We start from the raw sequence: 20,891 nt of genomic DNA on the forward strand, positions 1-20,891 counted from the left end.
ATTAATAAGGATGGTTATCGTACTCCTCCCATGCCTCATGTGAATCTTGAATGCGCTTAAACATTTTTTCCATTTCAATTAATGTAAAAGACGTCACCACTGGACGACCATGAGGACAATTATAAGGGTTCTCAGTCGAGGCAAGTGATTCGAGCAACGTCCGAGCTTGTAAGTCGCTTAAATGCATATTGGCACGGACTGATCGTTTACAACTCATCATGATTGCTGTCCGCTCACGAAATTCGGCAACTGTTAAATTACCGTCTCGTAATATCCAATCAACCATTTCTTTAATCGTTTCAGTCTCTTGGCCCTTTTCAAACCATGTTGGGTGTTCACGAACAATCACTGTTGTCGGCCCGAAAGGTTCTAGCGTCAAGCCAATAGCCTCTAATTCGGCTTCCTTATCGGCAATCTTCAACATATCAGATACAGAATAGTTAATGGTGATTGGCACTAACATTCGTTGCTTATCTGTGCCAACCTGACCAATTTCTTTTCGATAATATTCATACTTCACACGTTCTTGTGCAGCATGTTGGTCAATCAAATAGAATCCTTCGCTACTTTGAGCAAATAAAAACGTACCATGCATTTGTCCAATATACTCTAGGTTGGGGAATCCACTCGGTTTCTTTGGCGAAATGTCTAACTCCTCTTGAGTTGATATATCTGGCTTATTATAGCTAGATATATCTTCAGAAACTTGCACAGTTATTTCATCATCAAATATTGGCAAGTTAGGTTCGTGAGCATATTTTTGAGTAAACTCATTAACTGCATCGTTCATCAAATCTGCCTCTTGATTGATGACCACTTCATTGCTATCTAGACCTGTATTGATCGCAATAGTTTGTTCCATATCTGGCTTAGCCCATGGTGCTACTTGCTTTGGTGCTGGTGGCTCAATTTTGTTAGTCTGGGCCTGTCCATATAGGTTTTCATAAGCATCTGGAATTAAATTTTCATCAGCAAAGCAAGATTTAACAGTATCAATAATTAATGCTGATAGTTCGGTTTCTTTTGATAATCGAATTTCAGCTTTTTGCGGATGGACGTTAACATCAACTAATAAAGGATCTGTATTAATGTTGATGACACCCATTGGAAAACGACCAACCATCAGCTTTGACCCATATCCACGAATAACTGCGTTTGATACGGAAAAATTTTTGATAAAACGACCATTAACCAATATCGTTAAGTAATCCCGCGAACCACGCGTAAGCTCTGGTAATGACACAAACCCTGTAATATTAAAATCATCATCTTCGCCAGCAATTGAACGCATTTTTTGCGCAACGTCACGTCCATATATCGCAGCGATAACACGTTGCTGATTACCATCTCCATTTGTTTGCAAAATATTACGTCCGTCAGAAGTTACGGTGAAGGCAACATTCGTATACGACAACGCAATACGATTCATAATATCGGCGATACGAGACAACTCTGTTTGTGGTCGTTTCAAGTATTTTAATCTAGCCGGGGTATTGTAAAATAGGTCTCTAACAGAAACTACCGTTCCTCGCCGGCCATTGGCTGGCGTTGCAGAAACTTGCTTACCACCTTTAATATGATACATGATCCCACTTGGCGCATCTTGAGTAGTGGTATTCAGAGTAACATCAGAAATGGCTGCTATCGACGGCAAAGCTTCACCACGGAATCCAAGAGACATAATATTAAACAAATCATGTCGATTACTAATTTTACTAGTAGCATGCCTAGTAAAAGCTAACGGTACATCTTCTGGGTTAATTCCTTCACCATTATCGACAACACGAATTAATGACTCACCGGCTTCTTCTACGATGACATCAATTTGTGTTGCTCCTGCATCAATAGCATTTTCAACTAATTCTTTTACAACACTGGCCGGCCGCTCGATGACCTCACCAGCAGCAATTTGGTTAGCTAATAAATTCGATAATTCATGTATGCGCACTGTCTTACTTCCTTAATTTTTGTAATTCTGCCAATACATTTAATGCTTCTAGCGGTGTCATTGTTGATATGTTAATGCTATCTAATTTTTGAAATAATGTTTCTGTTTTAGGATCAACATCTGAAACATTGAACAATGCCACTTGCTCAGACAACCCTGGAGCTTTTGGTTCAGGTACTATTGTTTCTTGATTTTCTAATCCTGATAAAATCGTTGTTGCATTGGCAATCAATTCGTCAGGCAATCCGGCTAGTGCAGCAACGTGAATGCCATAAGATTTATCAGCTGGTCCTTGCTGAATCTGATGTAAGAAGTGTAACTCACCTGATTCATCTTCAACAGCGCCCACATGAACATTTTTGATGTTTTCATGTTTGTCTGCCAATGCCGTTAACTCATGATAATGGGTTGAAAATAATGTTTTAGCATGTACATGAGCATCTAAATATTCAATGATGGCTTGAGCCAATGCCATACCATCATAGGTTGCCGTGCCTCGACCTAATTCATCAAATAATATTAATGAGTGCGCAGTGGCTTCTTGCAATGCTAGATTGGCTTCTGCCATTTCGACCATAAATGTCGATTGCCCCATTGCCATATCATCATTGGCGCCAATACGAGTAAATATTTGATCAAATATTGGTAATACAGCGCTTTCGGCCGGAACAAAACTGCCCATTTGACCCAAAATAACAATCAAGGCTAACTCCCGCATATAGGTTGACTTTCCAGCCATATTAGGACCTGTGATCAATTGCATTGCTGTATTTTGATCCAAATTCACATCATTAGCAACAAACTCACCGGCTTCTAATATTGCTTCAACCACTGGATGGCGCCCCTGCTTAATATTAATTATATTATCGTCAGTAAATGTAGGACGAACAAAGCGATGATTGTCAGCAACATCTGCTAAGCTCGCTAGAACGTCTAATTGCGCTACCTGTCGTGCCAATTTTTGTAAGCGAGAAATATTTGCTTTGACGCGCTCACGAATCGTAATGAATAATTCGTATTCACGCTCGGTTCTTTTGAGTTGCGCTTCGTTAATTAAACGCTCGTGCTCCTTCAGTTCTGGTGTAACAAACCTTTCAGCATTGGTCAGGGTCTGCTTACGTTCATAGCGCCCTTCTTCTAACTTGCTAACATTTGCACGAGACACTTCAATGAAAAATCCAAAGTTTTTATTGTACTTAACTTTCAATGAATTAATGCCAGTTGCGACACGCTCATCAGATTCTAACTGTGCCAGCCATTGCTGATTTTGGCTCAAAACATTACGATATTCATCGATTTTTGAATCGAATCCATCATTGATGATATCGCCCTCACGAATGCTAATCGGAGGGTCATCAACAATTGCTTCATCAATCAAGCCAGCTAAATCACTCATGTCTTCTAGCCGTTGACTAGCACGATTTAAGATCCCCTGACTTGAGGACAGAACAGACTTCATACCTGGAATTGCAGATAATGACCGCTTTAATTGTACTAATTCTCGGGCGTTCATTGTCCCCATAGCAGCACGAGCTGCTAAACGTTCCAAATCATATACTGATTTCAAATGATCTTGTAGCGCGCCGCGTACAAAAAATTCATTTTGAAATGCTTCAATCATATCTAAACGTTCGTTGATGTCTTCTGTATCCCGAAGTGGACGCAACAACCATTGTTTTAATAGCCGACCTCCCATAGCGGTTTTAGTTTCATCAATTAGACCAAGTAAGGAACCTGCTTTCTTCTTGGTTCTTGCGTTTTTTACAAGATCTAAATTAGTCCGTGTATCTTGGTTGAATTTCAAATAAGCCAAACGTTCATAATTTTGAGCCGGAATAATATGATCCAAATTACGGCGCTGGGTGTCAAATATATAGTTTAATAAAATAGTGGTGACTTGCGCTTCATTTTCATGTACCAAGGGCTGTGTCAAAAAACTAACTGTAGCATTAACATTTACCTCAGATTGAGTAGAAATTACTAATCCCCGTTCAGCAAGCTTATTAGCTATCCCTAGTTCTGTTGTTTCATCATCTTTTAATAACACAATTTCTTTAACTTCAAGTGAACTGAGCTCATCAATTACATCGCTAAAGCGTTTTAATGTTGTGGCTTTTAATTCACCCGTTGATAAATCAATATAACTCAAAAAATAACGATTATCGCGTGGTAATACCGCAGCCAAATAATTATTTTGCTTATCATTGCCCATACCACTATTAAGCTTTGTTCCTGGGGTAATGAGTTGCACCACATCACGCTTGACCATTCCCTTTGCAGTGGCAGGATCTTCCATTTGTTCCACTATAGCAACTTTGTGTCCTTGATCAACTAAAATATCAATATAATTCTGCGCAGCATGGTGTGGAATACCAGCCATTGGTACCGGGTTTTCAGAATTTTTATTACGTGCTGTTAATGTTAGCTCCAACAATTTTGCGCCAAGCACTGCATCATCTTCAAATAATTCATAAAAATCACCCAAACGATAAAACACGAATGCGTCAGGATATTGACTTTTAATCTCATGATATTGCACCATCATTGGTGTTTCAGCAACTTTAGCCATGTTGAATACCTCTTTCTATACACTACATTTTAACATATCAAATAAACATTTCTGTGACACACTGAAAAATGCAGTGCACATCTGCTATGAAAGGGCAATCTCATAGTGATGCGTACCGCATATTGTTTGAATCTAAATTATTGATTTTCAGCTTTTTTGAAAACTGTAATGCTTTCAACGTGAGTTGTTTGTGGGAATTGATCAAGTGGTTGAACTGCACCTTCGATTCCAAATCCTGCAGCCAAAATTTGAACAGCATCACGCGCAAGTGTTGCTGGGTTACAACTTATATATACAAATTTTTCAGGATTCATTGCTTTAACTGCATCAATCAATTCTTGTGTTAACCCTTTGCGTGGTGGATCAACAAAGACAACATTTGGCTTTAATCCTTCATCCGCCCATTTTGCCATTTGCTCTGGTGCGTCAGCCAATACAAATTCGGCATTTGTAATTTGATTATTTTTGGCGTTTTTTTCAGCATCTTCAATTGCCCCTTCAACAACATCAACCCCGTATATTTTTTTCACTTTATCCGCAACAGATAACGTAATTGTTCCGATACCAGAATAAGCGTCAACAACAACATCAGTCGGTTTTAAATTAGCCTTTTCAGCTGCGAGCGCATACAAGGTCGAAGTGGTTTGAGGATTGACCTGATAGAAAGAGTTTGGTCCAATAACAAAATCTTTACCCATTAATTGATCGTGAATATCGTCTTCACCCCAAATTGTTTCATTCCATTGTCCCATAATCACATTGGTATCGTGATTATTGATATTGTGGATAACACTCTTTAATTCAGGTAGTTTTGCACTGAGTTTTTCGGCAATTAAGTCGCTATTAGGCAGCTTTTTAGTATTCGTGATGATGACAACCATCAATTCATGTGAATAATAGCCCCGTCGTGCCATAATATGACGAATAACGCCTTTTTTTGTTTCTTCTTCATAAGCGGAAATACCTAACTCACGTAAAATATCTCGCGTAATACGAACTGCTTCATCAACCTTTGGATCTTGGATATAAAAATCTTCAATTGGCACTAAACGATGTGACCCACGACGATAAAAACCTGTTTCTAATTTACCATTTATCATTTGCACAGGTACTTGTGCCTTATTACGGTACCCTGTTGGATTTTCCATACCAATAGTCGGCGCCACATCAACATCTACATTAACTTTTTTAAATAATTCTTCAATTTGATGCTGTTTAAACGCCAGTTGTGCCTCATATTTTAAATTAGCTAGCGGTGCAATGCCTGTGGTAATTGCTATTTTGTTGGCATTTTGAACGCGATTTTCGGATTCCTGAATACGTCTTGTTACACGCCCAAATGCGTAGCTTTTTAATACTTTTGTGACACTTACGCGGACAATTTCTCCCGGAATAGCATCAACTACAAATATCGGAAAATTATCAACCTTAACAACACCCATGCCTTGATATGTAATGTCAATAACGGTTGCTTCAATTTCCTGATTTTTAACTACTGGTGCTTTCGTTTTATATACTCGATTAGCCTTCGCCATTATGATTTGCTTCTTTCTTGCGCCTTTTGACACGCACTTTAAAATGAGAATAAGGCGCCACAATTAGCGCCTTACTGATGTTACTTTGTATCTAGTTTTTCGGCTTCTTCAACAAATTTACGTTTAGCGACACTTACAGAATTTTCTGACATGCCAGAACGATTGGCCACAAATTCAATATGTTGTTGTAAATCAGTAAATTTCATTGGCGCATCACCACCATATTCGCCATCTAAATTCACTTTCATTTGATCATTATCTAATGGCAAGATCTCTACTTTGTTGGTTTTCTTATAGATTAACTTAGGATTATCAATATGCTTACCGCCATTAATCATCTGCGCCACCATTTGTAGCATCTGCGCCAAGTTAGCTTCTTTAATGATTAAGAGCGTAAAACGACCATCGTCTAACTTTGCATCTGGGACGATGGACTCAAAGCCACCGACAGAATTAGTCAGTGCCAAAAAGATCATCGAAGTTTTTCCTGAATACTCACCATCATCAAATATAACCTTGGCATTAACTGCTTTAACTCGAGTAATCAGTTCTGCTCCTTTAACTAAATAAGCCAAGTAGCCATATAATGATTTCATCAACGAAGGTACCGCATACGTCACCTCACTAATAGTTCCTAGCGCGGCAATATTCATAAAATATTTAATTTCATTATCTTTTTCAATTTTGCCTATGTCCATTTTAATGGTTTCATTTTGCAAAATTACTTTTGCTGCTTCTAATGGTTCATCGCGAGGTAATTTTAATGCACGTGCATAATCATTGGTTGTACCCGCCGGTATGACTGCCATCATCGGCCGCTTAGTTAAGGGAGATAATCCATTAACAACCTCGTTTATTGTTCCATCCCCACCTGCTGCGACAATAAGATCAAAACCAGCCTCGGCAGCACGTCTTGCTTCTCTCGACGCACTCAGTGGTTCTGGTGTAGTGGCAAAAGCCGAAGTTTCATACCCAGCTTTTTCATAAACTGCGAGGATATCAAGCATTTCACGTTTGATAGCCTCTCGACCCGAAGTTGGATTATAGATAATTCTTGCTCGTTTCATGCCGGCAAACACTTTTCCTTTCAGCTTACAATATGTACGCGAGAAAAATCTCGCTTATTGATTAGTTTACATTTTCATAATTTATCGTTTTTTCAACTCTGACAACAATAACTTATTCAACACACTTGGATTTGCTTGCCCTTTGGACATTTTCATAAGTTGCCCAATAAGATAGCCAGTAGCGCGGTCTTTACCGCCCTTGAAATCTTCAATAGATTGCGGATTATTGTCCAATACTTCAGTAATCCAGCCTAACAACAAATCTGGATCACTCAATTGAACCAGACCATGCTGCTTAGCAAAGGCTTCTGGCTCTTCACCAACCATAATCGCTTCAAAAACTTGCTTGGCTTGCTTTGTTGAGATTGTTCCGTCTTCAATCAACTTAATCATGCCTGCTAAATGTTCAGGAGTCAAACGCGTGTCTTGTAACTCGACTTGATTCTTATTCATATAAGCATTCACATCACCAATTAGATAGTTAGCAGCACGTTTTGGATCAGCTCCTGAAGATACAGTCGCATCATAAAAATCAGACATAGCAAGCGTCTGTGTCAAAACTTCTGCATCATAAGGCTCAATTCCCAAGTCGTTTACATAGGCTTCTCGACGTTCACTCGCTGATTTTGGTAAGTCTGCAGCAACTTCATCGATCCATTTTTGATCAATAGCCACCGGAGACAAATCAGGTTCTGGGAAATAACGATAATCGTCTGCTCCCTCTTTTACACGCATTAAGATTGTTGATTTAGTTGGTTCATCATAACGTCGAGTTTCTTGTTGAATCACACCACCAGAACGCAAAACTTCTGCCTGTCGCTTTTCTTCAAAAATCAAGGCGTTACGAACGTAGTTGAATGAATTAATATTCTTCATTTCAACTTTCGTTCCATACTGATCCGATCCAAATGGTCTGAGTGACACATTGACATCTGCACGCATTTGACCTTCTTGCATCTTAGCTTCAGAAACACCTGTAAATAAAATAACTTGGCGCAACTGCTCTAGATAAGCATAAGCTTCATCTGGTGAAGCAATATCAGGTTCGGAAACAATTTCAATTAATGGTGTTCCTTGACGGTTTAAATCAACATAAGAATAACCATCAGATCCGTGTGTATTTTTACCCGCATCTTCTTCAACGTGCATTTCTGCAATATGGACACGCTTTACCGTACCATCGGCTAATGTGACATCTAAGTAACCGTTAGTACCGATTGGCGTTTGTGATTGCGTTGTTTGATAAGCCTTGGGGTTATCAGGATAAAAATAGTTTTTGCGGTCCCAACGAATCAATGGCGAAATTTGTGCGTGTAATGCCAGCGCAACACGCATACCATATTCCAATGCGCCTTTGTTTGCTACCGGCAAAACACCGGGATAACCAAAGTCAATTACGTTTGTATTAGTATTTGGTTTGTCACCATAGTGAACCGGTGAAGGTGACAACAGCTTTGAGTTTGTTTGCATTTCAACGTGGACTTCAAGTCCAATCGTTGTTTCAAAATTTCCAGTTCCCATGTGTGCCCCTCCTCTTTAATATTCTTTCGCAACGTCAGGATGTTGTTCAAACAAACGGCTAGCTTGTTCGTAAGCATATCCTGCTTGATAAACAGTTTGTTCATCAAATGGCTTACCAATAATTTGCAATCCCACAGGCAACCCATCAACAAATCCAGCATTGACTGACAAACCAGGTAAACCAGCTAAGTTTACTGGGATAGTCAAAACATCTGCTAGGTACATTGCTGTAGGGTCATCAACCTCTTCACCAAGACCATATGCAGCTGTTGGCGCAGTTGGTCCAACAATTACATCATAGTTTTCAAAAACCTTATTAAAGTCCTCAATCAACAATGTACGAATTTTAGCAGCCTTCTTAAAGAATGCATCATAAGCACCGGCTGACAATGAGAACGTTCCTAACATGATACGACGCTTGACTTCGTCGCCAAAACCTTCTGAACGTGTTTTAACATATAAATCTTCCAAGTTTTTAACGTCGTCGGCGCGGAAACCATATCTCACACCATCATAACGTTGTAAGTTAGATGATGCCTCTGAAGACATGATAATGTAGTATGCAGCCACACCGTATTTAGTGTGTGGAAGACTTACTTCATCAACAGTTGCTCCTAATGCTTCTAATTGTGCAATAGCAGCCTTGACCTGCTTGGCAACTTTTGGATCAATACCTTCACCAAAGTATTCTTTTGGCACAGCAATTTTTAAGCCCTTAACATCACCGCTTAACTTTGCAGTGAAATCAGGCACCTCACGCTGCGAAGAAGTTGAGTCTTTCTCGTCAAAACCAGCAATAGCATTTAATACTGTTGCGTTATCCTTCACAGTTCTTGTGAAAGGCCCAATTTGATCAAGTGAAGAAGCCATAGCAAATAAGCCCCAACGTGAAACACGACCATACGTAGGCTTTAAACCAACAATTCCATTAAAGGCAGCTGGCTGGCGAATTGAACCACCAGTATCAGACCCTAATGCAAATGGCACTTGTCCAGCGGCAACTGCTGCAGCTGATCCACCTGATGATCCACCTGGTACCTTACTATGATCCCACGCATTTGATGTTTGTTTATAGTATGAGGTTTCTGTTGAACCGCCCATGGCAAATTCATCCATGTTAGTCTTTCCAACAGAAACTGCACCTAGGTTTTGCAGTTTTTCTACCACTGTCGCATTATAAATTGGCTTAAAACCTTCCAAAATATGCGAAGCACCCGTTGTTTGGATGCCCTTGGTTGCCATATTATCTTTCAATCCCAAAGGGAGACCCGTCAAGACATTCGAAAAATCAGATTTTTCATCAATTTTTTGAGCTTGTGCTATAGCTTCGTCTGGGTTTGTGCTAATAAATGCATTTAATTTATCATCAGTTTTAGAAATGTTATCAAGCGATGCACGCGTCAAATCTACAGCACTTACTTCTTTGTTTACCAACTGATTGTGCAAAGAAGTTAAATCATGCTCAAAATAATTAATCGTCATGTTATTCCCCCTCACCATTCAAAATTGCAGGAACCTTAATTAAATCTGCAGCTTCAAGTGGTGCATTATTAAGAAGTTCTTGTTTTTGATTCCAGTTATTTGCGACATCTTCACGCAAATGATTAACATTTTCCGTCACTGAATAAGTTGGGATAACGTCATCAGTATTTACCTCGCTCAACGTATCAAAAATATTCAAGATATCACCCAATTGTGTTGTAAATTGGTCAAGATCGGCATCGTTAAAAGCTAATTTGGCTAACCCTGCAACATGGGCAACTTCGTCACGTGTGATTGTTGTTTCGGCCATAAATTCCGCGGGTGCATACATTTCTGTAAGCACACTTCCTTTCAGTGTTTATATACTAATCCATTTTATCACATATTTGTCAATCTCTCGCCTTGCATTTCAATGGTATTCCTGTATAATTAAGAGCGTTGTACAAACAACACGACCAGTAACTTTGTTGAGCGGCTCACCATCGCTTTACGCAGTCTCTGGCGACATTTTAGAAAGGTGGATATAAATATGGCACTTACACAAGAACGTAAGAACGAAATCATCAAGGCATACGCCCGCCACGAAGGCGATACAGGTTCAGCTGAAGTACAAATCGCAGTTTTAACTGCTGATATTAACGAGTTGAACACACACATGGCAGCTCACAAGCATGATTTCCACTCACAACGTGGATTAATGAAGAAGATTGGTAGCCGTCGTAACTTATTACGTTACCTCCGCAATACTGATATTCAACGTTATCGTGAATTGATCCAACGCTTAGGTTTGCGTCGTTAATCTTAGGATTACTTGAAAACCTCGTATCAAATTTAAGGAGAAAAGACATATGCCTGTTATTGAATCAGCAATTCAACGTGTTCGTCTTACTAAGAAGCAACACGACCGTAACGAACCACAACTCAGCGCTTACCGTACAGCTGTAAAAAAGTTTGAAAAAGCTGCAGCTGCTGGTACAGACAACTTAGCAGAATTATACAAGGCTGCTTCTTCAGCCATTGATCACGCCTACTCAAAAGGTTTGATCAAGAAGAACAAAGCTTCACGTGAAAAGTCACGTTTAGCTAAGTACGTTAAGTAATTAACCTCTACTTCCTTGAATACTAAAAGGACTTGGAAAAATTTCCAAGCCCTTTTTTTAATGCTCTCCACGTTGTTTGTTTGCTTTGCGTGTTGCTCTCATTTCTTGTCGTTGAGATATCCGACGATCCATTTGATTTTTACGCTGGATTGCATTTTTAATGCGTCGTTTGTAACCTGGCTTGACATTTTTCTTCTTCTTTTTAACCATACCAACCATAGTTGAATCCAACTTTTTGGTTGTGGCTACTCGCTGAACACGAGCCCTTCGATCCTTAACATCAATAATTTCATTGCCTTTAATTTGCTTAGCCTTAAAAGTGATACCCAAGGCTTCTAATTCAGCAACTTCATTTTCTTCATCTGGGCCATACAACGTAATGGCTAATCCAGGCAAACCATTACGGCCCGTCCGACCCACACGGTGAACAAAGAATTCTAATTCGGCAGGTATATCATCATTAATGACATGCGAAACACCTTCAATATCAATACCACGTGCAGCAAGGTCTGTTGCCACGACATATTGGTATTCTAAGTTTTGGATCGCTTTCATCACACGTCGACGTTCACGTGGTTCAATATCGCCATGTATTTCGGCCACTTTCAAACCATGTCCACGCAAAAAACTCGAAATTTCCTTCGCACGCTCTTTGGTATTAGCGAAAACCAATGCTAAGTATGGATTACCAATGGTTAAGACTTGATAAATAATGTCATTCTTATCTTTTGACTTAGTAGCTAATAACCAATTGTCAATTGTATCAGCAATGACCGTTGACACTGGTATGGCTTCAAAATGTGGGTTATCTAAATATTTTTTCAAGAATGGCTTCAACTTTTCTGGCATTGTCGCACTGAACACCAGTGTCTGAAGTCCTTCAGGCATTGCACCTGCAATATAATCGACCTCATTTAAAAATCCCATATCTAACGTCATATCAGCTTCATCTACAACAAGTGTATGAACTGCATGTAACTTCAATGATCCAGACTCAACTAAATCTTTAATCCGTCCCGGTGTCCCAATGACAATTTGTGGTTGGTGATTTTCTAATTGTTTAATTTGTCGTTGTTTGTCCGTTCCACCCACAAACTCAGAAATAGAAATGTCAGTATTTAGCTGATTAGAAAATTCTTTCATCGCCTTGGTAATTTGCGCCGCCAATTCACGTGAAGGTGTCGTAATCACTGCCTGTACGTATTTTTTATCCTGCTCTAATTGATTCAAGATTGGAATCAAAAATGTGTGCGTCTTTCCAGAACCAGTTTGCGATTGTCCGACTACATCTCGTCCTTGTAAAACATCAGGAATTAGTTTTGCTTGCACTGCAGTTGGTTCATAAAAACCAATAGCACTTAATGCGTCAATAACTTCCTTTTTTAAATTAAATTGTCCAAATTGGTTTGCTTTTTCAGCCATCAATCTTCCTTTTCTGCGTCTTGCTTCTCGCTAAGAGCGCTATCAACTATATTGATTAAGCGATCTATATCACCTTGATTTTGCGCCCAAGCTCCTGAAGCCATTGGATGACCGCCACCCTCAAATTGGTTTGCAATCTTATTAATTGCAATTGTTCGTGAGCGCAGTCTGACACGATAGTTCCCTTCATCTTGTTCTTCAAAAATAGCCCATGATTTCACACAATCTATCTTTGATGGCAATGGTACAACAAAAGCTGTCCCGGCGTCTTTCAAGTCAAATTGCTTTAACAATTCTTTGGTTAAAATAACATAAGCAAATCCCGATGGCAATATGCTTATGTTTTGCAAAACATAGCCTGACAATTTTGCTGCGTTTTCCGAAATGGTAGCCATCGCATGATGAATTTCTTGGTAGTCAAAATCATACTTGAACAGTTCTGACACCACACGGAACGTTTCTGAATCGATGCTATACATAAATCGACCCGTGTCTCCAATAATACCAATATATAATAGGCGCGCCGCTTTTTTGGTCATCACCAAGCCTTGATCTTTAAGCTTTTCATAAAACTCAAAAATCATTGTGCTTGTGGCGGAGTGACCATCTTTAACCCATTGCCAATCCCCATATGGTTCATCATTTGGATGATGATCTATTTTAATAACTTCTAAACCAGCTGGCCAACGTTGGTCATCTACACGTGGCGCATTGGCTGTATCAGTTACAATGACAAGAGCTTTGTTGTAAGTAGCGTCGGGTATAACATCCATGAAATTATCATCTTCATTTATCCATGCTAATCCTTGAACTTCTTTACCCACAGCATATATCTTTTTTTCTGGAAAGCTTGCTTTTAATATTTCTTTCAAACCCAACTGTGAACCAAAAGCGTCAGGGTCAGGTCGTTGATGCCGATGAATAATTATTGTATCGTAACGTTTGATCTGTTCTAATATTTGTTCTTCGATTACTGACATGTTTAAACTTTCTAATTATTATTTTCTATTATTGTAACATTAAAACAGCGTCATTTCCTCAAATCCGCTAGACTGTAGGTTGCTAAGTGATATTCCCAATAAACGAATAGAAAAATCCGTATTCATATTCTCATCAAATATTGTCTGTGCTACAGATACTATACTTCCGGCTTCTAATTTGAAAGGCACACTTTGAGTTACAGAACGTGTGATAGTATTAAATTCGCTGTCACGAATTTTTATATTTAGCGTACGTCCTACTAACTTTTTATTTTTCATGATTTTAACAATTCCCACAGCCAATTTTTTGAACTCTAGATTAACTTCATCTCTTGTTTGCACAAATTGATCAAATGTTTCTTCTTTTCCTACGGATTGTCTTTGACGATGCCATTGAACTTCGCCAAAATGAACCCCTCTAGCCTGCCAAAACAAATGCTCACCCATTTTTCCAAATTGGGCTCGTAATGTTTCTTGAGGAATCATGCGCAATTGGGCGCCATTCTCAACACCCAGAACTGCAAATTTTTCTTGTGTTTTTTTTCCAACTCCTCGAAAAGAAGCAATTGGTAATCTTGCCAAGAAATCTAATGCATTATCTTTTGTTATTACAGTAACGCCATTTGGCTTATTGAATTCTGATGCTAACTTCGCCAACAATTTATTGTACGAAACACCAATTGAGCTGGTCAACTGCGTTTCTTTTAGAATTTGGTGACGAATTTTTGCCGCTAATGTCGCTCCCGTAAGTACGCTATCTGTTAGATCTAAGTATGCCTCATCAAATGCAATAGGTTCAATTTTATCAGTATACTGATGAAAAATATGATGAATTTGCTGAGATATCATCTTATATTTCTGAAAATCCGGTCGCATGAAAAATGCATCTGGCGCTAATCTTTTGGCTTCGGCAGCACTCATTGCTGAGTGCACTCCTAAATTTCTGGCGGCGTAATTAGCAGTCGCCACAACACCACGTCCGTTCGACTCAGTAGGGTCACGCGAAATGATTAGCGGCAGATTACGCAACTCGGGATGATCACGCATTTCAATTTGGGCGTAAAAAGCATCTAGATCAACGTGAATAATTCTTCTATTGTCTGCTGTGATAAGAAATTCTGGCATACTATAATTTTATCACAGGAACAAATGTTCCTATTCAATAAAAATTATTACTGAAAATTTTTTAAAATAAACCGCTCAAATAAAAGTTCAGGATCTTGAGCTGTGGATTTTAATTGTTTTTCGATATCAATCATACCTAGATACCCTGTTCGTACAAATTGTGGCGGATAAGACCTTAATGCTTCTTTGGCTAATTTTACTCGATAAGGGTGCACCTTGAGTTGCGCCCCAATGTCTTGGTCATTTCCAGATAATCCTGCTACCTGCAAAAGTAATCTAAATTGATTAGTTAAAACAGCATTTAATCGCAAAGGGGCTTCGCCACTCTGTAAAAGATCGTAATAAAGGGTTAGTGCTTCTTGAGGTCGTCGTTTAATAACTGCGTCTACCAAATCAAACGCATTAGCTGTCAGTGTTTTGGGAACTAATGCCGATACTACATCTAGTGTTATTTTTTTTGTTTGTTCCGCATAGGTTATTAACTTAGGCAATTCGTTTTTCATGTCTGTGTACTGGGCATTAGTACGCTGCATTAATTCATGAAGTGCCTCTGGTTCTATGGCATACGAGCGCTGATTTAGTTGCTGGACGATAGCCTGTTGCGCCTGGCGCTCATTAAGAGCTGGTAAAGAAATATTTTCAGCCGTTTTCAGAAGGACCTTTACTACTTTTTTACGCTTATCTAATTTTAAATCATTAGCAAAAAAAACAACAATATTTTGCAATACTGGTTGCTCAAATAATCTTAATAATAATTCTTGGTCGCGGTCTCCAACTTTTCCTGTAGCAGTCAAAAATTGTGGGTTTTTAACCACAATAACACGACGATTGCCGAAAAAAGGAACGGACATAGCATCATTAATCACTACATCCAATGTCTGTTCGGTTAAATCAATCTGGGAATAATTCATATCACGATCTTCTTGATCAACTAGTTCCTTAAACATTGATTTTACATGACTGATCAATGTTTCTTCTTCCCCTGTCACGACATAAAAATTCGCCATGGCATTATTTTCAATTTGCTGTTGTAGTTGTTTTAGGTTCATGGGGTATTTTTACCTTAAAATGTCCGTTTAATCCTGAATATTCATAACACATCATACCATTTATTTGTGTATTAAAGACAGTCATTTTATTATTCCGGGCTGTTTCAAGTGTTTCTTTATTTGGATGGTTATAGCGATTGTTTCGTCCGGCAGATATTATACCAATTTCAGGATGCCATTTGTTGATAACTTCAGGATTTGTCGATGTTTTTGAACCATGGTGACCAAACTTTAAGATGTCAACATGCATATCTGGAAAGAAATTTGCAATCTTTTTTTCTCCTGATTGGTCTAAATCGCCAGCAGTGAAAATATTTTTCCCTCCAATATTGCCAAATAACGCGATACAATCCTCATTTTTTGCTTGACCACTTTTAAACGGGTGAATTATTTGAAGCGGTAGTTTTGATACTTGAATATTATTGGTAACTTCTGTTACTTTTGCTGATTTAAGGTATGGTTTAATTTCGGTTTTAAACGACGATTGCTGCATCATTCCAGCTGGAATAATAACATTTTTAACATTCATTTTTGTTAATATGACTTTAGCATTACCGATATGGTCTTGATCATGATGTGATAGGACCAAGTTATCAATCTTACTAATCCCCCGGCTATGTAAATAATTAACAATTACCGTTTCGCCATTGGTACGGACGTACTTTTGTTTTTGCCACGCTGGCTGTTCGCCAAACGTTACTTTTCCTCCAGTATCTATTAACGTAATTGTCTTGTTGTACGGTTCACGAATCACTGCTGCATCCCCTTGACCTATATCAAAAGTTGCAAATTCACCATGATATGGAAGATGTACACAGATCATGGCTACACCAAAGGAAACTAGCCATGATATTCTCGCGACATGCTTAATTTTGGGTTCACGCGCAAACATCCCTAAAGCCAAAAACAAAAGTACTACAGCTAGTGCGTCAGGTATTTTACCAACCACAAAATTTCCTGGTAACGTTGCACAAAAATCTACCATATAAGCAAAATACCGGATGACTAGATTGGTTATATATGTCAAAAGTGGAATAAATTGACCAAAAAAACCTACCATAACCAAAGGAACAATTACTGTACCAAAAATAGGAATCGCAGCAAAATTAATCAACGTTTGCAGAACGTGCCAAGTATATTGTTGTTGAATAATAAGCGGAAAACTAACTAAGCTCATCAAAAGATTGGCTTGCCAAAATGTTAGTCGCTGTGCAAATGTCAAGCAAAAGGTTAAGGCAAATGACAGTTGTCCTCCTAACGTCAATAAAATTTGTGGCACAATAGCTAAACTAAACAACAGACTCAACGCCCAGATAACCTGAGCTTTTATCCTCTTATTTGTTATGTCCTTTAACAATATTAATTCTCCTGAAACGATAGAACGAATTAATACATCGGGTTCACCTGCAAATATAAAATATGCGATCAATATTATACTCAACACCAATATAGTATATTCTTTTGGTAACCAGATTCTTCTTGATATTTGCATCAGCATTGTCATTAAGAAAGTCACGTGGAATCCTGACACGCTGAATAAGTGAATTAATCCTAACGTTTGTACTCCTGGATTATCTTCATATAAGGACTGAGGTGTCGTTCCAAGAATTAAAGCCTCTGCATATGCACTAAGCGGAGAAGGAAGCCGTTCGGCATTATGGATACCCATGCTATGCCATTCATGGAGTTGATATCTAATTTTTTGTAGTAATGTTGACGGTTTGGCTCCCTCCGTATGCCATGATTTGATATTGATTTGATGTGTGATTGACTTTGTTAAATAAAATTTTTGAGAGTTAAATTGATTAAAATTAGTTGGTTCAGGTATACGCGTGAATTCAGTTTCTGCTTGAAAAGAAATGACTTTATTGTTTTCAAGCCACATGTTTTTTATCTTTTCATCTGGAAAAATCCAATATAATTTGACTTTCTCATGGTTATCTAACTGAGCTGTGGCCTTGAAATTTGCTCCATCAATTTGAATGTCATCTGGAAAAATGATACCTGCTACATGATGTTGCTTATCATTTTTTTGACTGATTTGTTGCTGTAAACAATGCGAATTATAAATAAAATAAACCATAAAAGGTAGTGTCAACAGTAAAATTTTGAACAAAAGATCAATTTTCCGTTGCCAAAAACACAGTACGACCATAAAAGAAAAGAGGAACCAAGTAATTGCACATGAATAATAGATAATGCCAGTTAAACTTGCTATCAACAAACTAGCAAACATTAAAACCCGCGCCATATTAAACAGTCACTTTATCTTTCAAAGCTTCAAATCTTTTTTCACCGATGCCGGAAACCTGTTTAATTTCCTCAATAGATTTAAATTCACCGTGTTCTTCACGATATGCAATAATTTGTTCCGCTTTCTTGACACCAATTCCATCTAATTTTTGTAACTCCACTACCGTAGCAGTATTCAAATTAATAACTTCATTATCTGTCGTAGACATTGCTGACGTACTACCGTTGTTTACAGGAGTAGAAGATGTCTCTCCTCTCATCGGTACGTACACAATTTGTCCATCCGTCAATTTTTGGGCTAAATTAACTTGCTGCATATCTGCTTCTTCTAGGGTTCCACCAGCCTGTGCAATGGCTGTTTGTACACGTGCAAAACTAGTAATTTTGTAAACTCCGGGGTTTTTAACAGCTCCCTTAACATCAACCATTACAATTGACCTATTTTCGTGGCTAGATTCAGATTTCTTTACACCACTTGTACTGCTTATTGAAGAAGACAATGATGTCTGCTGTACTTCTTTGGTCTGATGAGAATATGCACAATAAATAATAGCAGCGAGAATAAGTAAAATGATGAATATCCAAATTTTATACTCATAGTATTTTTCTTTTACAATTTCTAACATGTCTGACATTTCAATTCCTCTACTTTCATAGTACGAATTTCAAAATAAAAAAGCTTACCATAGCAGATAAGCTTTATTTCACACTGTCAGTTGTCTTAATTACTTTCCCTGTTTGCAAATAATTGATTACATCATCAAATGTTTGCACAGGAATAACCTTTAATTTAGGTGCATATTTTTTAGCCGTGTCTCGAGCTAGCATATAGTTAGTTTTATGTTGCTCTTCATACTTGAGTAACTCTTTGCTTGGCTTTACATATGGGGCAAAGAACACTGTTGATCCGGCTGCCTTAGCAGCCATAATCTTTTTATCAATACCACCAATTTCACCCACATAGCCATCAGCACTCATTGTACCAGTACCAGAAATATTACGTCCTTTAGCTAATAAATCGCCAGTCAATTGATCATAAATCTGTATGGTAAACATTAAGCCACCAGAAGGTCCACCAATTTGACCAGCATTGACGCTAACTTTTGGCGTCGTTGTAACAGCCACATTATCCGTCAGCACAATACCTATTCCAGCACGTCCATTTGGATATTCCGTCGTCTTGGTACCAGCGAGCTTAATTGTATCACCAGTTGCTTGACCTTTTTTACCATCACGAGTGTAGTCAACAGTGACCTTGGTTCCCTTGGATTTATTGGCTAAATATTTAATAAAGCTATCTGAGTTTTCGTAGTGATGACCGTCGATTGCAGTAATTGTATCCCCTACCTTGATACTCTTTTTGAAATGAGATTTAGAAGAGACACTCAATACGTAGATACCACGATACTTTGTCGTAATAGGTTTATTAGCCTTTTTAAATGCAACCTGCTCAGCATTGGCGACTGCACTTTGCATATAAAAGTCTTGAACCTTACTAAAAGTGGCAGAACTTTGACCGCCTGTAACATCCTCCGCTGTTGCATATGACAAATGAGGATTAATCTTAGTTTCTAAATATTTAAAGCCATTGGCTTGTGATAAATAAACAGATGTGATTCTATACTGACCTTTAGAAGTGTCTTTTTTACCGTCAATTTTAACAAATTTCGATAAATCATCGGCTTCACCGGGTGACTCAATGTATCCACTCAATGGCCAAACACCAGCTACGATTCCAGTTATCACCAAAAGGGATACAATGGCAAGAATTATTTTACTTTTTTTGCGCATTCAGCCTCTCCTTTAGTGCTTCAACGATGGTCTTTGGGACAAACTTTACCATATTATCAGCACCCATGCTACCAATTTCTTTGACCATAGAACTGGAAATATTTTGATTTTCCGGTTTTGCAAGTAGTAAAACGGTCTCAACATCTGCCAGAGCACTATTCATTCCTGCAATATCACGTTCATACTCGAAATCTTTACCATTTCGAAGCCCTCGAACAATATATTTAGCACCAACTTCGTTCATGAATTGAACTGTTAGTCCCTTCATGATTGCTACCTCAACATTTGGTAAATCTTTAACGACAGTACTAATTAATGTCATTTTTTCTTTTGGTGTAAACAGCGCTGCTTTGCTTGTATTATTACCAACACCTACGATTACTTTTTCAAATATGCCACTAGCACGTTTAATAATGTCTAAATGACCGTTGGTTAACGGATCAAAACTACCAGGAAATACTGCTATACTCATAATTTAGCCCTCATATTGATATATCGTCACTACGGTTATACCATAATGTTTCTGTTGAATGATTGAGAAATCATCACTTTCATTTGGTAAATTTGCCTCATCATTGCTTTCAGCCAATATAATGGCACCCGAGTTTAATAACCCATTTTCTGCCATAAACGACATATCTGCAGCAATGGTTTCTTTAGCATATGGTGGATCCAAAAAAATCAAATCAAATTTTTTTGAATTGGCTACAAAATTAAGCAAAGCTTGTTGCGCTGGCGACTTTAGGACCGTAAACTCATCAGCATAATGTGTCTTCTCAATATTTTCTTGAATGACCTTAATTGCTTGGAACTGTCGATCTACTAACGTAGCATGCGTCATTCCTCTTGAAACAGCCTCAATGCTCAGGCCTCCTGTACCTGCATATAAATCAAGTACATTCCCGCCGTCTAAATACGGCATTAACATGCTAAACATGGCTTCTTTCACTTTATCCGTTGTCGGACGTGTTTTGTCGCCATTGACTGCTTCAAGGCGTGTCCCTCGAAATCTTCCTGATACTACCCGCATGATTATACGATATACAAAC

Annotated in this window: 18 protein-coding genes; 2 read left to right on the forward strand and 16 right to left on the reverse strand. The window is 38.4% G+C overall.

Translation table 11 applies throughout. From position 1 onward, the window contains the following. Position 1: 1 nt before the first annotated feature. From mutL to gatC, 7 genes are all read right to left on the reverse strand, one after another. Positions 2–1,948: a DNA mismatch repair endonuclease MutL gene (gene mutL / locus A6B45_RS07635; protein ID WP_072614042.1), complete on the reverse strand. Its 1,947-nt coding sequence runs from the start codon at positions 1,946–1,948 to the stop codon at positions 2–4. 4 nt (positions 1,949–1,952) lie between these two features. Further along, positions 1,953–4,517: a DNA mismatch repair protein MutS gene (gene mutS, locus A6B45_RS07640; RefSeq protein WP_072614043.1), complete on the reverse strand. Its 2,565-nt coding sequence runs from the start codon at positions 4,515–4,517 to the stop codon at positions 1,953–1,955. Positions 4,518–4,654: 137 nt separating this feature from the next. Beyond that, entirely contained in the window at positions 4,655–6,052 is a 1,398-nt protein-coding gene (gene rlmD / locus A6B45_RS07645; protein WP_072614044.1) for a 23S rRNA (uracil(1939)-C(5))-methyltransferase RlmD, read from the reverse strand. A gap of 80 nt (positions 6,053–6,132) precedes the next feature. After that, positions 6,133–7,119: a diacylglycerol kinase family lipid kinase gene (locus A6B45_RS07650; RefSeq protein ID WP_072614045.1), complete on the reverse strand. Its 987-nt coding sequence runs from the start codon at positions 7,117–7,119 to the stop codon at positions 6,133–6,135. 81 nt (positions 7,120–7,200) lie between these two features. Continuing rightward, the gene (gene gatB / locus A6B45_RS07655; protein WP_025268370.1) at positions 7,201–8,640 is read right to left on the reverse strand and encodes an Asp-tRNA(Asn)/Glu-tRNA(Gln) amidotransferase subunit GatB; all 1,440 of its coding nucleotides are present in this window, start codon (positions 8,638–8,640) and stop codon (positions 7,201–7,203) included. 15 nt (positions 8,641–8,655) lie between these two features. Further along, entirely contained in the window at positions 8,656–10,122 is a 1,467-nt protein-coding gene (gene gatA, locus A6B45_RS07660) for an Asp-tRNA(Asn)/Glu-tRNA(Gln) amidotransferase subunit GatA (protein ID WP_025268371.1), read from the reverse strand. A gap of 1 nt (position 10,123) precedes the next feature. Further along, positions 10,124–10,432 (reverse strand): Asp-tRNA(Asn)/Glu-tRNA(Gln) amidotransferase subunit GatC, encoded by a 309-nt coding sequence (gene gatC, locus A6B45_RS07665; protein WP_025268372.1) that lies wholly within the window; start codon positions 10,430–10,432, stop codon positions 10,124–10,126. A 219-nt stretch (positions 10,433–10,651) separates the two neighbouring features. On the opposite strand from gatC, the gene rpsO reads away from it, so the two are divergent. Together rpsO and rpsT are read left to right on the forward strand one after the other, a co-directional pair. Beyond that, a complete protein-coding gene (gene rpsO, locus A6B45_RS07670; protein ID WP_011680241.1) occupies positions 10,652–10,921 on the forward strand; it encodes a 30S ribosomal protein S15 in 270 nt (89 codons plus the stop codon). 49 nt (positions 10,922–10,970) lie between these two features. Continuing rightward, entirely contained in the window at positions 10,971–11,222 is a 252-nt protein-coding gene (gene rpsT / locus A6B45_RS07675; protein ID WP_002815336.1) for a 30S ribosomal protein S20, read from the forward strand. A gap of 57 nt (positions 11,223–11,279) precedes the next feature. Here the strand turns inward: rpsT and A6B45_RS07680 are convergent, their stop codons facing one another. From A6B45_RS07680 to rsmD, 9 genes are all read right to left on the reverse strand, one after another. Beyond that, complete coding sequence (locus A6B45_RS07680; RefSeq protein ID WP_014325045.1) at positions 11,280–12,644, reverse strand: DEAD/DEAH box helicase; 1,365 nt, start codon at positions 12,642–12,644, stop codon at positions 11,280–11,282. Continuing rightward, positions 12,644–13,624: a DHH family phosphoesterase gene (locus tag A6B45_RS07685; RefSeq protein WP_072614046.1), complete on the reverse strand. Its 981-nt coding sequence runs from the start codon at positions 13,622–13,624 to the stop codon at positions 12,644–12,646. Before A6B45_RS07685 ends, A6B45_RS07680 begins: the two co-directional genes overlap by 1 nt. A 39-nt stretch (positions 13,625–13,663) precedes the next feature. Further along, positions 13,664–14,749 (reverse strand): DNA polymerase IV, encoded by a 1,086-nt coding sequence (gene dinB, locus A6B45_RS07690; protein ID WP_072614047.1) that lies wholly within the window; start codon positions 14,747–14,749, stop codon positions 13,664–13,666. Between the two features lie 47 nt (positions 14,750–14,796). After that, complete coding sequence (gene holA / locus A6B45_RS07695; protein WP_072614048.1) at positions 14,797–15,798, reverse strand: DNA polymerase III subunit delta; 1,002 nt, start codon at positions 15,796–15,798, stop codon at positions 14,797–14,799. Then, entirely contained in the window at positions 15,767–18,049 is a 2,283-nt protein-coding gene (locus A6B45_RS07700; protein ID WP_072614049.1) for a DNA internalization-related competence protein ComEC/Rec2, read from the reverse strand. The genes holA and A6B45_RS07700 overlap by 32 nt, the downstream gene beginning before the upstream one ends. Before the next feature lies 1 nt (position 18,050). Beyond that, the gene (locus A6B45_RS07705) at positions 18,051–18,686 is read right to left on the reverse strand and encodes a helix-hairpin-helix domain-containing protein (RefSeq protein ID WP_072614050.1); all 636 of its coding nucleotides are present in this window, start codon (positions 18,684–18,686) and stop codon (positions 18,051–18,053) included. A gap of 64 nt (positions 18,687–18,750) precedes the next feature. Further along, on the reverse strand, positions 18,751–19,842 hold the full coding sequence (locus A6B45_RS07710) for a SepM family pheromone-processing serine protease (protein ID WP_072614051.1): 1,092 nt from the start codon (positions 19,840–19,842) through the stop codon (positions 18,751–18,753). Then, complete coding sequence (gene coaD / locus A6B45_RS07715) at positions 19,826–20,314, reverse strand: pantetheine-phosphate adenylyltransferase (protein ID WP_072614052.1); 489 nt, start codon at positions 20,312–20,314, stop codon at positions 19,826–19,828. Before coaD ends, A6B45_RS07710 begins: the two co-directional genes overlap by 17 nt. Before the next feature lie 3 nt (positions 20,315–20,317). Next, entirely contained in the window at positions 20,318–20,872 is a 555-nt protein-coding gene (gene rsmD / locus A6B45_RS07720) for a 16S rRNA (guanine(966)-N(2))-methyltransferase RsmD (RefSeq protein WP_072614502.1), read from the reverse strand. Positions 20,873–20,891 lie beyond the last annotated feature (19 nt).

The sequence above is a fragment of the Leuconostoc suionicum genome (assembly GCF_001891125.1).
Lineage (GTDB): Bacteria > Bacillota > Bacilli > Lactobacillales > Lactobacillaceae > Leuconostoc > Leuconostoc suionicum.

What these genes read in the sequence shown, in the direction of transcription:
- dinB (WP_072614047.1), bottom strand. Translation starts at nt 14,749, where the DNA reads ATGCCAGAATTTCTTATCACAGCAGACAATAGAAGAATTATTCACGTT.
- A6B45_RS07710 (WP_072614051.1), bottom strand. Translation starts at nt 19,842, where the DNA reads ATGCGCAAAAAAAGTAAAATAATTCTTGCCATTGTATCCCTTTTGGTG.
- holA (WP_072614048.1), bottom strand. Translation starts at nt 15,798, where the DNA reads ATGAACCTAAAACAACTACAACAGCAAATTGAAAATAATGCCATGGCG.
- A6B45_RS07685 (WP_072614046.1), bottom strand. Translation starts at nt 13,624, where the DNA reads ATGTCAGTAATCGAAGAACAAATATTAGAACAGATCAAACGTTACGAT.
- gatB (WP_025268370.1), bottom strand. Translation starts at nt 8,640, where the DNA reads ATGGGAACTGGAAATTTTGAAACAACGATTGGACTTGAAGTCCACGTT.
- A6B45_RS07700 (WP_072614049.1), bottom strand. Translation starts at nt 18,049, where the DNA reads ATGGCGCGGGTTTTAATGTTTGCTAGTTTGTTGATAGCAAGTTTAACT.
- rpsT (WP_002815336.1), top strand. Translation starts at nt 10,971, where the DNA reads ATGCCTGTTATTGAATCAGCAATTCAACGTGTTCGTCTTACTAAGAAG.
- A6B45_RS07705 (WP_072614050.1), bottom strand. Translation starts at nt 18,686, where the DNA reads ATGTCAGACATGTTAGAAATTGTAAAAGAAAAATACTATGAGTATAAA.
- mutS (WP_072614043.1), bottom strand. Translation starts at nt 4,517, where the DNA reads ATGGCTAAAGTTGCTGAAACACCAATGATGGTGCAATATCATGAGATT.
- A6B45_RS07650 (WP_072614045.1), bottom strand. Translation starts at nt 7,119, where the DNA reads ATGAAACGAGCAAGAATTATCTATAATCCAACTTCGGGTCGAGAGGCT.
- gatA (WP_025268371.1), bottom strand. Translation starts at nt 10,122, where the DNA reads ATGACGATTAATTATTTTGAGCATGATTTAACTTCTTTGCACAATCAG.
- rsmD (WP_072614502.1), bottom strand. Translation starts at nt 20,872, where the DNA reads ATGCGGGTAGTATCAGGAAGATTTCGAGGGACACGCCTTGAAGCAGTC.
- A6B45_RS07680 (WP_014325045.1), bottom strand. Translation starts at nt 12,644, where the DNA reads ATGGCTGAAAAAGCAAACCAATTTGGACAATTTAATTTAAAAAAGGAA.
- gatC (WP_025268372.1), bottom strand. Translation starts at nt 10,432, where the DNA reads ATGGCCGAAACAACAATCACACGTGACGAAGTTGCCCATGTTGCAGGG.
- rpsO (WP_011680241.1), top strand. Translation starts at nt 10,652, where the DNA reads ATGGCACTTACACAAGAACGTAAGAACGAAATCATCAAGGCATACGCC.
- rlmD (WP_072614044.1), bottom strand. Translation starts at nt 6,052, where the DNA reads ATGGCGAAGGCTAATCGAGTATATAAAACGAAAGCACCAGTAGTTAAA.
- coaD (WP_072614052.1), bottom strand. Translation starts at nt 20,314, where the DNA reads ATGAGTATAGCAGTATTTCCTGGTAGTTTTGATCCGTTAACCAACGGT.